The organism is Pantoea sp. RSPAM1, from assembly GCF_038816185.1.
Lineage (GTDB): Bacteria > Pseudomonadota > Gammaproteobacteria > Enterobacterales > Enterobacteriaceae > Pantoea > Pantoea ananatis.
In genome coordinates, this window is sequence record NZ_CP046137.1 from 2,911,463 (window position 1) to 2,928,259 (window position 16,797).

Sequence of the window (16,797 nt, forward strand, 5' to 3'; positions counted from 1 at the left end):
TTTATATTCAGGCTTTTCTCTGCCCCGCCAGCGCCGCCAGACGGACAATGACCTCAACCGATTGCGCCATAATATTCAGCGACGCAAATTCATGTTTGCCGTGATAGTTATAGCCACCGGTAAACAGGTTTGGACAAGGCAGCCCTTTCCATGACAGCGACGAACCGTCCGTGCCGCCGCGAATCGGTTTCACTACCGGCTCAATGCCGCAGTCGCGCATCGCCTGCAGCGCCAGGTCGATAATATGCGGAAAAGGTTCGACTTTCTCACGCATGTTGCGATAGCTGTTGCTGATCTCCACGGTAACAGAGCAGTCTGGATGCAATCCCTTGTTGATCTCCGCCGCCACCTGCAGCAGCGTATTTTTCCGCTGTTCAAAGGCTGCCGTATCGAAATCACGGATGATGTAGTGCATCTCTGCATTTTCAACCGTGCCCTTCATCTGGTGAAGATGAAAGAAGCCTTCATAGCCGTCAGTGCACTCCGGTTTCTCTGCGGCAGGCAGCGCGGCGTTAAAGCGGGTGGCCAGTTCCAGCGCATTCACCATCACGTTTTTCGCGGAGCCGGGGTGAACGTTGTTACCCACTACCTTCACCAGCGCCGAAGCCGCATTGAAGTTTTCGTATTCGAATTCGCCCACATCGCTGCCGTCAACGGTATAAGCCCAGTCGGCCGCAAAACCTTCAACATCGAAATGCGATGTGCCGCGGCCAATCTCTTCATCCGGGGTGAAGGCAACGCGAATCGCGCCGTGCGGAATATCGCCCTCTGCCAGCCGCGCCATCGCCGTCATGATTTCTGCTATACCGGCTTTGTCATCGGCACCCAGCAGGGTTTTTCCGTCGGTAGTAATCAGCGTGTGCCCCGTCAGCTTATGGAGCACCGGAAACATCACCGGCGACAGCACTTCATCCCCATTTCCCAGCGCAATATCTCCGCCCCGGTAGTTTTCGATGATCTGCGGATTGACATTTTTCGCCGTAAAATCCGGCGAGGTATCCATATGAGAAATAAAGCCGATAACGGGCGTTGGCCAGTCAACGTTTGCCGGTAACGTGCCCATCACACAGCAGTGATCGCTGAGGCTGACATCAACAAAGCCCAACGCCAGCAGCTCTTCCTGCAGCTGGCGGGCCAGAATCCACTGCCCTTCACTGCTTGGCACCTGACGTGCCTGAGGTTTTGCCTGAGTTTCCACTGCCACATAACGCAAAAAGCGTTCGAGTAATTGCTTCATATGCCATCCTTAAAATTCGCCGCCCGTTATTATTAACAGACGAGCAAGCGGTCGCGTTGCGTCAAATCATTATCCTTCAGGTTAGTCCCTGTGCGGCAAATTAAGAATGGCGGATTGCATTAAAAAGCATGCAACTGCTGTTTTTTGCGGCGATTTTCGCACACTTTGCACGGCGGTCTCCTACAGCGTTAAAGCTGGGCCTGTTTTTGAACGCTGTGCGGATGTGCGTTGGGCCGCTGACAGCCTGCGGACAGGCGATACGCGAGGGTAAGCGGGCGGAAAAAATGGGTGCGGCGATCGCGCTGAAACGAAGGAGGACAGAAGGACGCTGAAATCCTGTCTGGATGAACAGCGGGCGAGTTGCCCGCGATTCATCCTGTGGCACAAGGCGTTATTTGTGTAGCGCGTGCAGCAGCTTATGCACAAAAGCAGGCACCACCTCGCTGGCCAGTCCATAGTGGCTTTCGGCAAACTCGTTACCGACCTGGCTCGGTTCAAGGTTCAGCTCTACCGTATGCGCCCCCTGCAGTTTTGCCTCATGGACGAATCCGGCGGCCGGATAAACATGGCCCGAGGTGCCAATGGCGATAAACAGATTCGCCTGCTCCAGCGCCTGGTAGATCTCTTCCATACCGAGCGGCATTTCGCCGAACCAGACGACGTGCGGACGCAGCACCGAGGGGAACTGACAGCAGGTACAGCGATCCTCTGCCGTGACATCTTGATGCCAGTCGATAACCTGGCCGCTGTTGGCACAGCGCACTTTTAACAGCTCGCCGTGCATGTGCAGCACGCGGCTGTTGCCTGCGCGTTCATGCAAATTATCGATATTCTGCGTGACCAACAGCAAGTTTTCGCCCAATACCTGTTCCAGCTCCGCCAGGGCAAGATGTGCCGCGTTGGGCTGGATCTCCGGCTGCTGAAGCTGCTGGCGACGGGCGTTATAAAAACGCTGAACCAGCGCCGGGTCACGTCTGAAACCTTCTGGCGTCGCGACATCTTCTACCCGGTGCTCTTCCCATAATCCGTCAGCGGCACGAAAGGTGTTAATTCCCGATTCTGCGGATATCCCCGCACCCGTTAAGACAACGATTCTCGGCAACGGGTGCGCCGCCAGTTCGGCCTGACGATCGCGTTCGAAAATACGCTGGCGAAAGCGCTGATGCACTTTTCTGCGCGTTTTCTTCAGGCGGGCAAGTCGTAAACGGCGACGAGGTGTACGCATAAAGTCTCCTGGTGCGGTAGCGAAAGACCGCTACCGCGGGTCAATATAAAGCGGGCAATAAGGCCCGGTGGTCGGTTTAAGGTTTACATCATCCTGCTGTCAGGCGGCACGCGGGCCGCCTGTGCGGATTACTGGCCGCTCAGCACGCGAGCCGGATCGATACGACTGGCGCGCCGCGCCGGATACCAACTTGCCAGCAGGCTTAGCACAATAGCGGTAATCAATACCGAAAACACGTCCAGCCAGTGTAATTCAGACGGCAGGAAGTCGATGAAATAGATATCGCCCGCTAATAAATGGTGACCGGTCAGGGATTCCAGCCCTTTCATCAGCGAAGTGAGGTTGAGCGCCACCAGCACCCCAACCACAACGCCGCTAACGCTGCCCAGTAAGCCCGCCAGCAGGCCATACCAGATAAAGATGGCGCGGATCAGCCCGTCTTTCGCCCCCAGCGTGCGCAGTACCGCAATATCACTGCTCTTGTCTTTCACGGCCATCACCAGCGTGGAAACGATGTTGAAACAGGCCACGCCAATAACCAGCACCATCGCCAGATACATGATGGCGCGGATCATTTGAATATCGCGATACATATAGCCGTAGGTGCCGATCCAGCTTTTGATATAGACGTAAGCGTGCGTGACTTCTCCGGCCGCCCGCACCAGTTTAGCCGCCTGGAACGGATCGTTCATTTTCAGCGCGATACCGGTGACGTTGTCGCCCATATCCAGATATTGCTGCGCATCCGCAAGCGGCACCAGCGCCAGGCTGTGATCCAGCATGCCGCTCAACTGAAGAATGCCGCTCACCTGCAAACGAATGCGTTTAGGTTGCAGTAGCTTATTTTCGCCATCATTGTTAGGGATCATGATGGTGATCCAGTCGCCCTGCTTCACGTTAAGCGCCTGAGCAATGCCGCCACCGAGAATGATCTCACTTTTACCCGGCGCAAAGCTTGCCCAGGCGTTGTTTGTGACAAACTGCGGCAGCGCGCTTAATCGCGGTTCCTGCGCCGGATCCACGCCTTTGACCTGCAGCGCTTCCATCTTTGTGCCGCTTTCAATGAGTCCGGTAAAATTGATATAGGGAGCCGCTGCGGCGATACCTGGTACCTGCTCAATCGGCGCAATCATGGACTGCCAGTGCTGAAAAGGCGGATTAACCGCTTCAATCTCTCCGTGCGGCACCACGGCCAGGATGCGCTTGTTCAGCTCACGTTCAAATCCGTTCATTGCGCTGAGGCCAATGATTAATACCGCCACGCCCAGGGCGATACCGATGGTGGAAATAACGGAGATCAGCGAAACCATTCCCCCCCGACGGCGACCGCGGCTAAAACGCAGCCCCAACAGCAGCGATAACGACGATCCCATCAGACCGCTCCCGCAAGGATGATGCGATCGCTTAGCTGGCCGTCACGCATCTCCATCTGCCGCGACATGCGCTTCGCCAGATGCAGGTCGTGTGTCACCACCAGAAACGCGGTGCCCTGACGCACATTCAGTTCACCCAACAGTTCGAAAATCGCGTCGGCGTTGCGCGCATCCAGGTTACCCGTTGGCTCATCGGCCATGACCAGGCGCGGGCGGTTAACCAGCGCACGGGCGATAGCCACACGTTGACGTTCACCGCCAGAGAGTTCCGAGGGACGATGCGCCGCACGGTGTTCCAGCCCGACCGCCGCCAGCATTTCGCGCGCGCGGGTCTGCGCTTCGCCTTTAGCCACTTTGCCGATCAGTAACGGCATGGCGACATTTTCCAGCGCGGTGAAGTCAGGCAGCAGATGGTGAAACTGATAGATAAAGCCGAGCTCACGATTACGTAACTCCGCTTTAGCAGAGGATGACATCCCGTTTAGCGAACGGCCGTCAAACACCACTTCTCCCGAGGTGGGCGCATCCAGCCCGCCCAGCAGGTGCAACAGGGTACTTTTACCTGAACCCGAACTGCCAACAATCGCCATCAGTTCACCAGGTTGCACATCAAAGGTCACATTGCGCAGTACGTCGGTCTGGACGCTGCCTTCCTGATAGCGTTTGTACAGGTCACGGCACTGCAACAAAGGAGAGTTACTCATAGCGTAAAGCCTCAGCGGGTTGTACGGCGGCAGCGCGCCATGAAGGATAAAGCGTGGAAAGCAGAGCAATAATCATTGCGCTGAAGGCGATAGTCACCACCTGCCACATATTGATATCGACGGGCAGCGCCGCGCCATCCAGGAACAGGCCGATAACCGGCATCAGGTTGTTGAGCTGGCTGGCTAACAGCACGCCCAACAGCGCACCGAGCAGCGTGCCAATGATGCCGGCACTGGCGCCCTGTACCATAAAGACGGCGACAATCTGACGGCGGGTTAATCCCTGGGTTTGCAGAATAGCCACTTCGCCCTGCTTCTCCATGATCAACAGGCCCAGCGAGGTAATGATATTAAAGGCAGCCACGGCAATAATCAGGCTCAGCAGCAGCCCCATCATGTTCTTCTCCATGCGCACCGCCTGGAACAGATCCCCTTTACGCTCGCGCCAGTCCTTCCATACCATCCCCGCCGGTAAGCGTTGCTGAGTGACGGTATCTACCTGCAGCGGTTTGTCCAGCCACAGACGCCAGCCGGTGATATTCCCTGCCGGATAGCGCATTATCCGTGAGGCATCCTGTTGATTGACCAGGATCTGGTAGCCGTCCACCTCGCTGTTAGCCGCATAGGTTCCGGCGACGGTAAACAGGCGCTGGCTCGGTACGCGGCCCATGGGCGTGAACTGGCTTACCGACGGCACCATTAATCGCAGCGTATCTCCGCGCTTGACACCGAGTTGCGAGGCCAGTTGTTCACCCAGGATAACGTTGTACTGTCCCGGCTGCAGCACAGTCTGCTGGGTGTTGACGAGGTAGGGCGTAAGCGGGTCTTTTTCATCCGGCTGAATGCCCAACATCACCCCAACCGAAACGCTGTGTGGGCTTTGCAGCACAACGTTCGCGGTGGTTAACGGCGCAATGCGGTTAACGCCGTTCAGCTTAAGAGCGGATGCCGGGAATTGTTGAGGATTGATGCTGCCTTTGTCGCTGGTGACCAGCGCCTGCGGCATCAGGCCCAGGATGTTGCCCTCAAGCTCTCGCTCGAAACCATTCATCACAGACAGCACAGTAATCATTGCCAGCACGCCAAGCGTGATACCAATGGTGGAGAGCCAGGAGACAAAGCGACCGAAACGGTCTGCGGCTCTTCCGCGCATGTAGCGCAGACCGATAAATAGCGCGACAGGTTGATACATGGAATCCAATGTGCAGTTGCTGGAAAATAAGTAGAGAGGATGATAAAGGAGCGGCCCACTTTATGAAACCACTAACCCTCTGAGTCTGCTGCAAAGTTGTATCAGAATAGGTTAGGAAAGTGTTCGATGCACAGGATTAGGCTACAAAGAGGGGGTTAATCGTACGATTATTCAGCGCGGAAGCCGATATACTCCGTATCCTAAAGTGATGACGGCAATGATCGTCGCGCTCATGTACCCGTTTGACTTTCCTGCGGACCTTGTTCGCAAAAAGATTTACACACAGCAACCCTTCAGTCACGCCTGCCTAAAGGCGAAGCGGTAGAAAAATTTACCGCAGAGGTGATCCCCGTGGCGTATTATGGAATGATTACGCCCTGGTAAAAATGGAGCAACCTCGAGATCACATGTCCGAACCGACTCGCTATACCCTGCCCGTGAAATCTGGCGATCAACGCCAGCTCGGCCAGCTGACTGGCGCTGCGCACGCGGTTGAGTGTGCCAGCATTACCGAGCGTCATGCTGGTCCGGTGTTAATGATTACACCCGATACGCAAACCGCCCTGCGGCTGCTGGACGAGATTCGCCAGTTTACCGATTTGCCTGTCACGCATCTCGCAGACTGGGAGACGCTGCCTTATGACAGTTTCTCACCGCATCAGGACATTATTTCGGCCCGTCTTTCCACCCTGTATCAACTGCCTACCTTGCAGCGCGGCATGCTGATTATGCCGGTCAATACGCTAATGCAGCGCGTTTGCCCGCACAGTTTCCTGCACGGCCATGCGCTGGTGATGCAGCAGGGTCAGAAACTGTCACGCGATCGCCTGCGCGATCAGCTTGAACAGGCGGGCTACCGCCATGTGGACCAGGTGATGGAGCACGGGGAATACGCGACCCGCGGCGCCCTGCTCGACCTGTTCCCGATGGGCAGCGAGCAACCTTACCGTATTGATTTTTTTGATGATGAGATCGACAGCCTGCGCCTGTTTGACGTCGACAGCCAGCGCACGCTGGAAGCCGTTCCCGCCATCAATCTGCTGCCGGCCCACGAGTTTCCCAGCGATAAAGCCGCCATTGAGCTCTTCCGCAGCCGCTGGCGTGAAATTTTTGATGTTCGCCGTGAAGCCGAGCATGTTTATCAGCAGGTGAGCAAAGGCACCCTGCCCGCCGGTATTGAATACTGGCAACCCTTGTTCTTTGAACAGCCGTTACCTTCGCTGTTCAGCTATTTGCCTGATAATACACTGATTGTTAACTGCGGCGATCTGGAAGGCGGCGCAGACCGATTCTGGAAGGATGCCAACGCGCGCTACGAAAATCGCCGTGTTGACCCGATGCGTCCACTGCTTGAGCCCGCCACGCTGTGGCTGAGGCCGGATGCGTTGATGAGCGAGCTGAAAGCCTGGCCGCGCATCCGTATGACCCATGACGTTTTGCCTGCCAAAGCGGCCAACACCAACCTGGGTTATGAATCTCTGCCGGACTTATCGGTTCAGGCCCAGGCAAAAGCCCCGCTGGATAACCTGCGTCAGTTTCTGGAGCAGTTCAGCGGCGGCGTCGTGTTCTCCGTGGAGAGCGAAGGCCGCCGTGAAAGCCTGCAAGAGCTGCTGGCGCGCATCAAAATTCGCCCTAAGGCTATTCATCATCTGCGCGAAGTCAGCGCCGGAGAGCATGCGCTAATGATCGGCGCCAGCGAGCGTGGCTTTGTGGATACGCAAGGCCATCGTGCGCTGATCTGTGAAAGCGATCTGCTGGGCGAGCGCATCAGCCGTCGCCGCCAGGATACGCGCCGCACCATCAATCCGGACATTCTGATCCGTAACCTGGCGGAATTGCATCCGGGGCAGCCTGTCGTCCACCTTGAACATGGTGTGGGGCGCTATATTGGCCTGACCACGCTTGAAGCCGGCGGCATCCAGGCCGAGTATCTGATGCTCTCTTATGCCAACGATGCCAAGCTGTACGTGCCGGTTTCCTCGCTTCATCTCATCAGCCGCTATGCGGGCGGCGCCGATGAAAACGCGCCGCTGCACAAGCTGGGCAGCGATGCCTGGTCACGCGCCCGTCAGAAAGCGGCCGAGAAAGTGCGCGACGTCGCCGCCGAGCTGCTGGATATCTATGCGCAGCGCGCGGCAAAAAGCGGCTATGCCTTTAAACACGACCGCGAGCAGTATCAGCTCTTCTGCGAAAGCTTCCCGTTTGAAACCACGCCCGATCAGGCTCAGGCTATCAATGCCGTGTTAAGCGATATGTGTCAGCCGCTGGCGATGGATCGTCTGGTCTGTGGCGATGTGGGCTTCGGTAAAACAGAAGTGGCGATGCGTGCCGCTTTCCTGGCGGTGGAAAACAATAAGCAGGTGGCGGTGCTGGTGCCGACCACGCTGCTGGCACAGCAGCACTATGATAACTTCCGCGATCGTTTCGCTAACTGGCCCGTGCGCATCGAAATGCTCTCCCGCTTCCGCAGTGCCAGGGAGCAAAACCAGATATTGCAGGAGGCCAGCGAAGGCAAAATCGACATTCTGATTGGTACGCATAAGCTTTTAATGAGCGAGATCAAATGGCACGATCTGGGCTTGCTGATTGTGGATGAAGAGCACCGCTTTGGCGTGCGTCATAAAGAGCGCATCAAAGCGATGCGTGCCGATGTCGATATCCTGACGCTGACCGCTACGCCGATCCCCCGCACCCTGAATATGGCCATGAGCGGGATGCGCGATCTCTCCATCATCGCCACGCCACCGGCGCGTCGACTCGCGGTAAAAACCTTTGTTCGGGAATTTGACGATCTGGTGATCCGCGAAGCGATTTTGCGCGAAATCCTGCGTGGGGGGCAGGTTTACTACCTGTACAACGATGTTGAGAACATTGAGAAAGCCGCTCAGCGCCTGACGGAACTGGTGCCAGAGGCGCGCGTCGCCATCGGCCACGGGCAAATGCGCGAGCGCGACCTGGAGCGGGTGATGAATGACTTCCATCATCAGCGTTTCAACGTTCTGGTCTGCACCACCATTATTGAAACCGGCATTGATATCCCAACGGCCAATACCATTATTATTGAGCGCGCCGACCACTTCGGGCTGGCGCAGCTGCATCAGCTGCGCGGACGCGTAGGTCGATCGCACCACCAGGCTTATGCCTGGCTGCTGACGCCGCACCCGAAAGCCATGACGACCGACGCGCAAAAACGCCTGGAAGCCATCGCCTCGCTGGAAGATCTGGGCGCAGGCTTTGCCCTGGCGACGCACGATCTGGAGATTCGTGGCGCGGGCGAACTGCTGGGTGAAGAACAAAGTGGTCAAATGGAAACGCTGGGCTTTTCACTCTACATGGAACTGCTGGAAAATGCGGTCGATGCCCTGAAAGCCGGTCGGGAACCTTCCCTCGAAGATCTCACCAGCAATCAAACTGAAGTCGAGTTACGTATGCCCGCCCTGCTGCCTGAGACGTTTATTCCGGACGTAAATACGCGCCTGTCGCTGTATAAACGTATCGCCAGTGCCGAAGCAGAAGAGGAGTTGCAGGAGCTGAAGGTGGAAATGATCGACCGCTTCGGTCTGCTACCCGATCCGGCACGGAATCTGCTGGACGTCGCCGTGCTGCGAATGAAAGCGCGCGCGGTGGGCGTGCGTAAAATCGAAGCCAGTGAAAAAGGCGGTTATTTTGATTTTGCGCCGCAGAACAGTGTCGATCCCGCCTGGCTGATCGGTCTGCTGCAGAAAGATGCGAAGCAGTGGAAACTGGAAGGCCCCACACGGTTACGTTTTACCCGCGAGCTGGCGGAAAGAAAGCTGCGCATGGAATGGGTGCAGTCGTTTATGGCGCAGCTCATGGAAAACCGGGTCGCCTCTTAACCCGCTCACCACCAGCATCACGCGAAGCCGCCCCGCTTGGACTGCACCCCAAAAGTTGGACACCCAACTGATTAAGGTGCAGTTTTTTATGGCAAAGCCAAAATATTCTTTCGAAACCAGATTAGCTGTCGTTGATCATTATCTTGCCGGACACGATGGCGCACGTCGTACCGCTGAACGTTTTGGTGTTGAAGAAACATCAGTGCGACGCTGGGTAAGAGCCTGGCAACTCCACGGTATTGATGGTATTACATGGAAAAATGACCGCCACTCTCCTGAATTTCGACTGACGGTTGTCCTGAAGGCTCTGAGTGAAGAACTTTCCATGCGCGAGGCCGCCGCACGGTTTAATATCTCAAATGAATCCGTCGCCCTCACGAGGAGCATGGTCGAATTCAGATTATTGGCCTGACGGATGAAGGACAGCAGGTTCTGACCCTGAGTAAAGCGGCAGTTCGGGCGGCCGAAGCGGGTCTGCTTGCCGATCTGTCTTCTGAGGATGAAGACGCTGTACGGCGATGGCTGGTGAAGGTGGCGACCTTACCAACTGACCCGGTCTGAGGGCGATGTTGTCTGGCGCGCACCGCTTTACCGCTCAGCAAAATAAGGCTTATCGCTGTGTTCGGCGCGTCCGGCGGCCTCATCGGGTCACGCAGGTTGGTACAGCCTTCATGGTGACCCATAAAAAAAGCGCATCCGGAGATGCGCTTTCGTGTTTCATAATGTGCTGTGTGACCGCAATGCGGCAAGCTTTGCCCGGGATCTTAAGCTTTATCGCCGTTCAGGATTAACTGTCCATTACGGTCAACCGGGATGCGCGTACCGGGATCGTTTTCCATGCGGATTTTACCCTGCTGGTCGCCGATCTTGTAGGTGACGTCATAACCCAGCATTTTTTCCTGTTTGTCGTACACGGTTTTACAACGCTGTTCAGAGGTGGTGTAGGTATCGCGATCCTGCATACCGCCCTGAACCTGGTTGCCCGCATAACCGCCCGCCAGCGCACCGGCTACCGTTGCGACGTCGCGTCCACGACCACCGCCAAACTGGTGGCCGAGAACACCACCGGCTACCGCACCCAGTACTGAACCGGCGATACGGTTTTCATCCTGAACCGGACGACGGTGCGTCAGCGTCACGTTACGACACTCCTGACGCGGTTGTTTAATCGATTCTTTAATTGGGGTTGCTGACAGCACCTGTGCGTATTGTGGACCGCGATCAAACACGTTAATGCTTGCTACGGCGGCTACACCCAGTGCCGCTGCCACGCCAATACCGATACCCGCTAACATTGATTTATTCACAGGAAGTTCCTCCTGAAAGTGTTACCGCGCATTCCTGCCGCTGGGAAATCCCTTACAGCTCTGGCAGAACCGACGTGCGCGACTCGCCGTTTGGTTGAGATAAGTTTTACAGATGTAAAGCTTTTGCAATATCAGACAATGGGAAGAAAAGCGTGCCTGAAGCGTTAGTGCCACGTTTTCGGAGAGTTCTGAGCGACGATAAGGAGGCCGGATACCGCGCTGACTTCACGGCATAACCGATAAGTTAGCAGTGAAATCAGCGGGTTAAAACAAAATCAGATAAATGCGATTAGTGAAGCTTCAGACGGGGGCGAATCACACGGTTGAGACTGCCCACAATCATCATAAGTCCGGTCTTGATATAACCGTGCAACGCGACCTGATGCATACGATACAGCGATATATAGACAAATCGGGCAATGCGCCCTTCTATCATCATCGATCCGCGCATCAGATTGCCCATCAGGCTTCCTACGGTGCTGAAGCGGGACAGAGAAACCAGTGAACCGTGGTCTTTATAAACATAGGCTTTAAGCGGCTTGCCCTGGTATTGCAACAGGATGTTATCCAGCGCACAGGACGCCATCTGGTGTGCGGACTGCGCACGCGGGGGCACAAATCCGCCGCCGGGTAAGGCGCAGGACGCGCAATCACCGATGGCATAGATGTCGTCATCCAGCGTGGTCTGGAGCGTCTCTTTCACCACCAGCTGGTTGATGCGATTGGTTTCCAGCCCGCCGATTGCTTTCATAAAGTCAGGCGCTTTAATTCCCGCCGCCCAGACCATTAAGTCGGCTTCAATAAACTCGCCACTTTTGGTATGCAGGCCCAGCTTGTCTGCGCTGGTCACCATCGTTTGTGTCAGAACGCGTACGCCAAGCTTGCTGAGTTCCTGATGGGCCGCAGAGGAGATGCGTGGCGGTAGCGCAGGCAGAATACGTTCGCCCGCCTCCACCAGCGTGACGTTGAGTGCCTCGCTGCCCAGAGCTTTATACCCGTAGCTGTGGAGCTGCTTAACGGCATTGTGCAGTTCTGCCGACAGCTCAACACCCGTTGCACCGCCGCCAACGATAGCAATGTTCACCTTCTCCACCGCCCCTTCGCTGGCAGAGAATTTCAGGAACAGATTCAGCATTTCATTATGGAAACGACGCGCCTGCTGCGGATTGTCGAGGAAAATACAGTGATCTTTCACGCCTGGCGTGCCGAAGTCGTTTGAGGTACTGCCCAGCGCCATGACCAGCGTGTCATAAGCCAGCTCGCGCTCGGGAACCAATACCTCCCCCTGCGAATTCACGACTTCAGCCAGTTGGATGACTTTTTTCTCACGGTTGATGTTCGTCAACGAGCCCAGTTGGAACTGAAAACCGTGGTTGCGGGCATGCGCCAGATAGCTGAGGGCGTCAATGCCTTCATCCATGGAGCCGGTGGCCACTTCATGCAGCAACGGCTTCCACAGATGGCTGTGGTTGCGGTCAACCAGGATAATCTCAGCTTTCTTCTTGCGACCCAGCTTATGGCCTAACTGCGTTGCCATCTCCAGCCCACCGGCGCCACCGCCCACGATGACAATTTTCTTAACAGATGTAGTCAACAAAAACCCCCTCAAATTGTGAACCAAAAGTTAATCAATGGTTAAATTAAACCTTAATAAACATAGGGTTGGCGACATAATTTCGCTATCTGGAGGCAGAATAGCATGGCGGGAAGCGATGGGCCTCAGAAAATTGATGTACATCAAATTTAGCAGACAGTTCCTGGCAACGCCGACAATACAATCGGGCACCGCATGGGCGCCCGGCTGCGTCAATCTGCCGTTTTGAAGGCGTTCAGTCGGTGAAGATGGGGGGAAAGATTGCGGAACTTGTGGCTTTCGCTTTCGTCCCAGACGATCGGGTAGTAGGGTTCCAGCAGCGCGGCGCTGCGCTGGCTGTCGAGAATCTCATCGTGCCGGGATAAAAGCGTCAGGCAGCGGCCGCGGTTACGTTCGCGAAAATCGCTGACGCATTTGGTGGCAATGTCCAGGTACTCTTCAGGTCGATCTATCTTGCCTTCCATATTTTCGTACGGAAACAGGTTGGGATTGAAAATCGCCTGGCGGATCGCGCACAAGAAACCAATACGTTCTGACCAGTACCCGCCCAGCCCTACGCCGCAGATCAGCGGATGCGGATCGTCGCTCAGACTGAGCATTTTATCGGTTTCCTTGAGCAGAAACTGCATGTCATGTTTGGGATGGCGCGTGCTGTAGCTGATAAGCCTGACGTCAGGATCGATAAACTGCAGTTGCAGCACTTTTTCGTGGTTGCCCGGGCTGGATGAATCGAAACCGTGAAGATAAATAATCATGTTTATCCTTGAAGATCATCACACCGGGCAACCCGTGATTACCACGTCGCTTTATGCGCCAGCCAGCGTTCCTGCAGCGCGCTTAGCTGCTGCGCATTCTGTTTCCAGCGGCGACTGGCCTTCAGGCTGTCCCGGCTAAAGGTTCCCCGATGGTACAACTGCACTACCGGCTCTGCCTCGATCACGGTCAAATTATCGATCACGCTTACCGCGCCCTGACGGTCGTTACAGACCAGAATCATGTCGCATCCGGCAGACAGAGACTGTTGCGCACGCTCGGCATAGCTGCCCATCACTGCCGCGCCTTCCATTGAAAGATCGTCCGAGAAAATCACGCCCTTGAAACCCAGCTCCTGGCGTAACACCGTTTTCAGCCAGTAAGGCGAACCGCTGGCGGGGAGCGGATCGGCCTCCGTATAGATCACGTGTGCGGGCATAATAGCGTCGAGCGCCTGCTCGCCGATCAGCGTGCGGAATATCGCCATATCATGCTCGCGCAGTTCAGCTTCGCTGCGGCCATCACGCGGTGTCTCTTTGTGGGAATCTGCACTGACCGCGCCGTGACCGGGGAAATGCTTACCGGTGGTTTTCATTCCGGCCTCATGCATGCCGGCAATAAAACGCCGCGCCATCGCCAGGGCAATCGCAGGGTCCTCATGGAACGCGCGATCGCCAATGGCTGCACTGATATGGCCGATATCCAGTACCGGCGCAAAGCTGATATCAATATCCAGCGCGATCATTTCTGCCGCCATCTGCCAGCCAGCCTGCTGCGCCAGCTCGCCTGCCGTTGTCATGTCGTTGAGCGCGGCAAAAGACTGCATAGCGGGCAAATTCGTAAAGCCATCACGAAAACGCTGTACTCGCCCGCCCTCCTGATCCACCGCCACCACCAGGCGCGTATGCGAGGCGGCACGAATCTGACGCACCAGCTCGGCCAGTTGAGCTGGGTCATGATAGTTGCGGGCGAAAAGGATTAATCCCCCCACCAGCGGATGGCGCAGTATCTCACGCTCTTCCGCATCCAGTTCGAAACCTTCGACGTCCAGCATCAAGGGGCCGGGAAAACCTGTTGTCATAGCCTGAATCCTGTTTATCGGCACAAAGCCGTTAGATCTGCTGCCAGCTCTGTTGAGCCAGCTGTTGTAAATGCGCATCGCCGCGCTGTTCGGCGCGCAGTTGATACCAACTGGCGACTAACAGATGCAGCCAGGGCTGCCAGCGCGAAACCTGGTGTTGCAATGATGTCAGCGGGAGCTGCATGAGCGCGGCATAGTCACGTAGCCACTGCTCTTGCTGAGTGGGGTCGGATAAACAGACGGCCGCCAGCTCAAGCGCCACGTCGCCGTCTGCGGCATATTCCCAGTCAATAAGGTGCAGCCCCTGTTCAGACTGAATAAGATTAGCGGGATGCACGTCCATATGCAGCGGCGCAAGGCGTAGCGGCCGCGGCTCGCCCTGTCTGGTGAGTCGTTGTAGCTGCTGCAACCAGCGATGCTGACGCTGCTGGCAACGCTGCCAGTACTGCCAGAGCAGGGGCAAAAGGGATAAACGATAACCGGTGAGCGGCTGCTGGTGTAGCCGTTGCAATAACGCCAGTACCTGAGGCCGTGCAGCACGGAATCCGGCATCGCTCATCACCTCACCGTCCTGCCAGGGCAGGATAAGGCCGTGGCGGTTGCCCGCCAGCGGGCGCTGCACCAGGCCGCTCAGCCACAATTTACGCAGCACGCGCCCTTCGCGCTGGCGATTAACGAAAGGTATCGCTGACTGTGGCGCCGGGCGGAGGAGAAGCCGTTCGTTTTGTGTGACGATCTGGCAGCTCTGCCCGGTTAATCCTGCCAGCGGTGATACCGTAAACCGATGCTCACCCGTTGTAGCCTTGATCAGTTGCAGAAGCGCCGCATTAATTTTGGGCGACACCGTTTCCAGACCAGATAATTTCACCCGTCTGCACCAGCATCAGCTGCATTTGTAAGGTCGGTGACTTTACATCGCCTTTGGCCGTGCTGTAGAGCACGTACTGCGCGTTAAGATTACGCGCCAGGCCAATCGCCTTGCTGCGCGAGTTGAGGCTGTCGTCTGGGGAAAGGCCCAGCGTTTGTTTCGCCTGCGCCAGCTGTTCTGACGACACCAGAGTGAACTTACCGTTGTTATTCAACGCGTTCTGAATAGCACTGGTTGCCTTTTCACCCTGTAGTGCGCCGTTAGTGCTGTTTTTAATGCGATCGACCAGCAACACGCTTCCCGGCGTCACCGTGGCGGCGCGCACCATTTGTGCGACCAAGGGTTCCACGCTGGCATCCCAGTTAATCGTCACCAGCTTAGGCGGTTGCGGAACAGGTTGAGGCTGGGGGATCGGTTGCTCTGGCTGAGGAACAGGCTGAACCGGCTCCACAGGCTGAGTCGGTTCGACCGGTGCCGGCTGCTGCTGTTTCATCACGCAGCCAGAAAGAATAAGCGCCATCATTAGCGCGCCAGTACGGTTAACACTGCGAATCACGTAACAGTCCTCAGAGATAGATGTAGAGACGAACCTTGCTGGCCGTCAGATTACCCAGTTGCGACACCGCAGCGACGCTTCCGTTAGGGGGAACCGTGACAACCTGAGCAGGTTCACGTGGCGTTATTTCAAGCCCTTTGTCGTCGTACCAGTAGTAACGATAGTGCACAACCACCGGCGTTTCACGCTGATTGTAAAGTATGCTGCTGGCACGTTTCTGGCCGTCATGGTCATCCAGCGTTGGCTCATCGGTAATAATACCCGCCGAGAGGACAGAAGACTCCATGACCAGTGACTGCGATGTGTTAATCATCGGTTTGTTGCTGCTGCAACCAGTAAGGCTCAGCAACGCCACGGGCAGACATATCAACCATGAACGCATAGCAAGGTTCCCTTCAGGGATCAGTGTGACAGCATCGGGCCAAGCGGCTTGCCGCCCACCAGATGCATATGGATATGATAAACTTCCTGACCGCCATGTTTATTGCAGTTCACAATCAGGCGGTAGCCGTCTTCGTCAATGCCTTCTTCACGCGCAATTTTTGCGGCGGCGGTGAACATCCGACCCAGCGCCTGCTCGTGCGCCGCCTCGACGTCATTGGCGGTTGGGATCAGAATATTGGGGATAATCAAAATATGCATTGGCGCCTGGGGTGAAATATCGCGAAAAGCCGTTACCAGTTCGTCCTGATACACCACGTCGGCGGGGATCTCCCGACGGATAATTTTACTGAAAATCGTTTCTTCAGCCATAAAGCAGTTCCTTGAGCCTGAGGTAATACCTCAGTATGCGGGAGAAATTCGTTTTCTTTCAACCTCAGGCGACGTTTTCTTATTTTGACCGGCGGCGTTTAACGCATTTAACAGCGCCCTATGCGAAAAACCGCCGCTCCTGTCTCTGCCCCCTCTGCACGCGTCGCCCCCTTTATGTTGCCTGCGGCCTGACCCGACAAACGCGCTTGCAGGGCTGCCCGACGGGAAAGTGCCCAAAGCAACGCTTCATTTGTTTCTGCAAGAGGCATCTGGACAAAAGTTGCAACAGTTGATCAA

Annotated in this window: 14 protein-coding genes and 1 pseudogene; 2 read left to right on the forward strand and 13 right to left on the reverse strand. The window is 56.1% G+C overall.

Annotation, left to right across the window (positions count from 1 at the left end; all coding sequences use genetic code 11):
• Positions 1–7 precede the first annotated feature (7 nt).
• From pepT to lolC, 5 genes are all read right to left on the reverse strand, one after another.
• On the reverse strand, positions 8–1,237 hold the full coding sequence (gene pepT, locus GKC68_RS14145) for a peptidase T (protein ID WP_028722443.1): 1,230 nt from the start codon (positions 1,235–1,237) through the stop codon (positions 8–10).
• Between the two features lie 391 nt (positions 1,238–1,628).
• Complete coding sequence (gene cobB, locus GKC68_RS14150; protein WP_110983024.1) at positions 1,629–2,462, reverse strand: Sir2 family NAD+-dependent deacetylase; 834 nt, start codon at positions 2,460–2,462, stop codon at positions 1,629–1,631.
• A 128-nt stretch (positions 2,463–2,590) separates the two neighbouring features.
• Positions 2,591–3,835 carry a lipoprotein-releasing ABC transporter permease subunit LolE gene (gene lolE, locus GKC68_RS14155; RefSeq protein ID WP_047713759.1) on the reverse strand — a complete coding sequence of 415 codons (1,245 nt, stop codon included), beginning with the start codon at positions 3,833–3,835 and terminating at the stop codon, positions 2,591–2,593.
• Positions 3,835–4,539, reverse strand: coding sequence for a lipoprotein-releasing ABC transporter ATP-binding protein LolD (gene lolD, locus GKC68_RS14160; RefSeq protein ID WP_110983023.1), 705 nt, complete (start codon positions 4,537–4,539; stop codon positions 3,835–3,837). Before lolD ends, lolE begins: the two co-directional genes overlap by 1 nt.
• On the reverse strand, positions 4,532–5,731 hold the full coding sequence (gene lolC / locus GKC68_RS14165) for a lipoprotein-releasing ABC transporter permease subunit LolC (RefSeq protein WP_014593442.1): 1,200 nt from the start codon (positions 5,729–5,731) through the stop codon (positions 4,532–4,534). Before lolC ends, lolD begins: the two co-directional genes overlap by 8 nt.
• A gap of 407 nt (positions 5,732–6,138) precedes the next feature.
• On the opposite strand from lolC, the gene mfd reads away from it, so the two are divergent.
• Entirely contained in the window at positions 6,139–9,588 is a 3,450-nt protein-coding gene (gene mfd / locus GKC68_RS14170) for a transcription-repair coupling factor (protein ID WP_064367275.1), read from the forward strand.
• Between the two features lie 88 nt (positions 9,589–9,676).
• Positions 9,677–9,952 (forward strand): annotated as a pseudogene (locus tag GKC68_RS14175) (transposase); the annotation flags it as partial.
• A 400-nt stretch (positions 9,953–10,352) separates the two neighbouring features.
• Here GKC68_RS14175 and GKC68_RS14180 read toward each other — a convergent pair.
• The 8 genes from GKC68_RS14180 to hinT form a co-directional block, all read right to left on the reverse strand.
• Positions 10,353–10,895, reverse strand: a complete 543-nt coding sequence (locus GKC68_RS14180; protein WP_013025383.1) for a glycine zipper 2TM domain-containing protein — start codon at positions 10,893–10,895, stop codon at positions 10,353–10,355.
• Between the two features lie 289 nt (positions 10,896–11,184).
• A complete protein-coding gene (locus GKC68_RS14185; RefSeq protein WP_015700551.1) occupies positions 11,185–12,489 on the reverse strand; it encodes an NAD(P)/FAD-dependent oxidoreductase in 1,305 nt (434 codons plus the stop codon).
• 212 nt (positions 12,490–12,701) lie between these two features.
• The gene (gene ycfP, locus GKC68_RS14190; protein WP_028722436.1) at positions 12,702–13,244 is read right to left on the reverse strand and encodes an alpha/beta hydrolase YcfP; all 543 of its coding nucleotides are present in this window, start codon (positions 13,242–13,244) and stop codon (positions 12,702–12,704) included.
• 38 nt (positions 13,245–13,282) lie between these two features.
• Positions 13,283–14,323, reverse strand: a complete 1,041-nt coding sequence (gene nagZ, locus GKC68_RS14195) for a beta-N-acetylhexosaminidase (protein ID WP_028722435.1) — start codon at positions 14,321–14,323, stop codon at positions 13,283–13,285.
• 31 nt (positions 14,324–14,354) lie between these two features.
• The gene (thiK, locus tag GKC68_RS14200; RefSeq protein ID WP_047713764.1) at positions 14,355–15,191 is read right to left on the reverse strand and encodes a thiamine kinase; all 837 of its coding nucleotides are present in this window, start codon (positions 15,189–15,191) and stop codon (positions 14,355–14,357) included.
• A complete protein-coding gene (gene lpoB, locus GKC68_RS14205; protein ID WP_013025378.1) occupies positions 15,151–15,747 on the reverse strand; it encodes a penicillin-binding protein activator LpoB in 597 nt (198 codons plus the stop codon). The genes thiK and lpoB overlap by 41 nt, the downstream gene beginning before the upstream one ends.
• A gap of 10 nt (positions 15,748–15,757) precedes the next feature.
• On the reverse strand, positions 15,758–16,129 hold the full coding sequence (locus tag GKC68_RS14210) for a DUF1425 domain-containing protein (RefSeq protein ID WP_288430085.1): 372 nt from the start codon (positions 16,127–16,129) through the stop codon (positions 15,758–15,760).
• 20 nt (positions 16,130–16,149) lie between these two features.
• The gene (hinT, locus tag GKC68_RS14215; protein WP_342656274.1) at positions 16,150–16,500 is read right to left on the reverse strand and encodes a purine nucleoside phosphoramidase; all 351 of its coding nucleotides are present in this window, start codon (positions 16,498–16,500) and stop codon (positions 16,150–16,152) included.
• Positions 16,501–16,797: the final 297 nt, after the last annotated feature.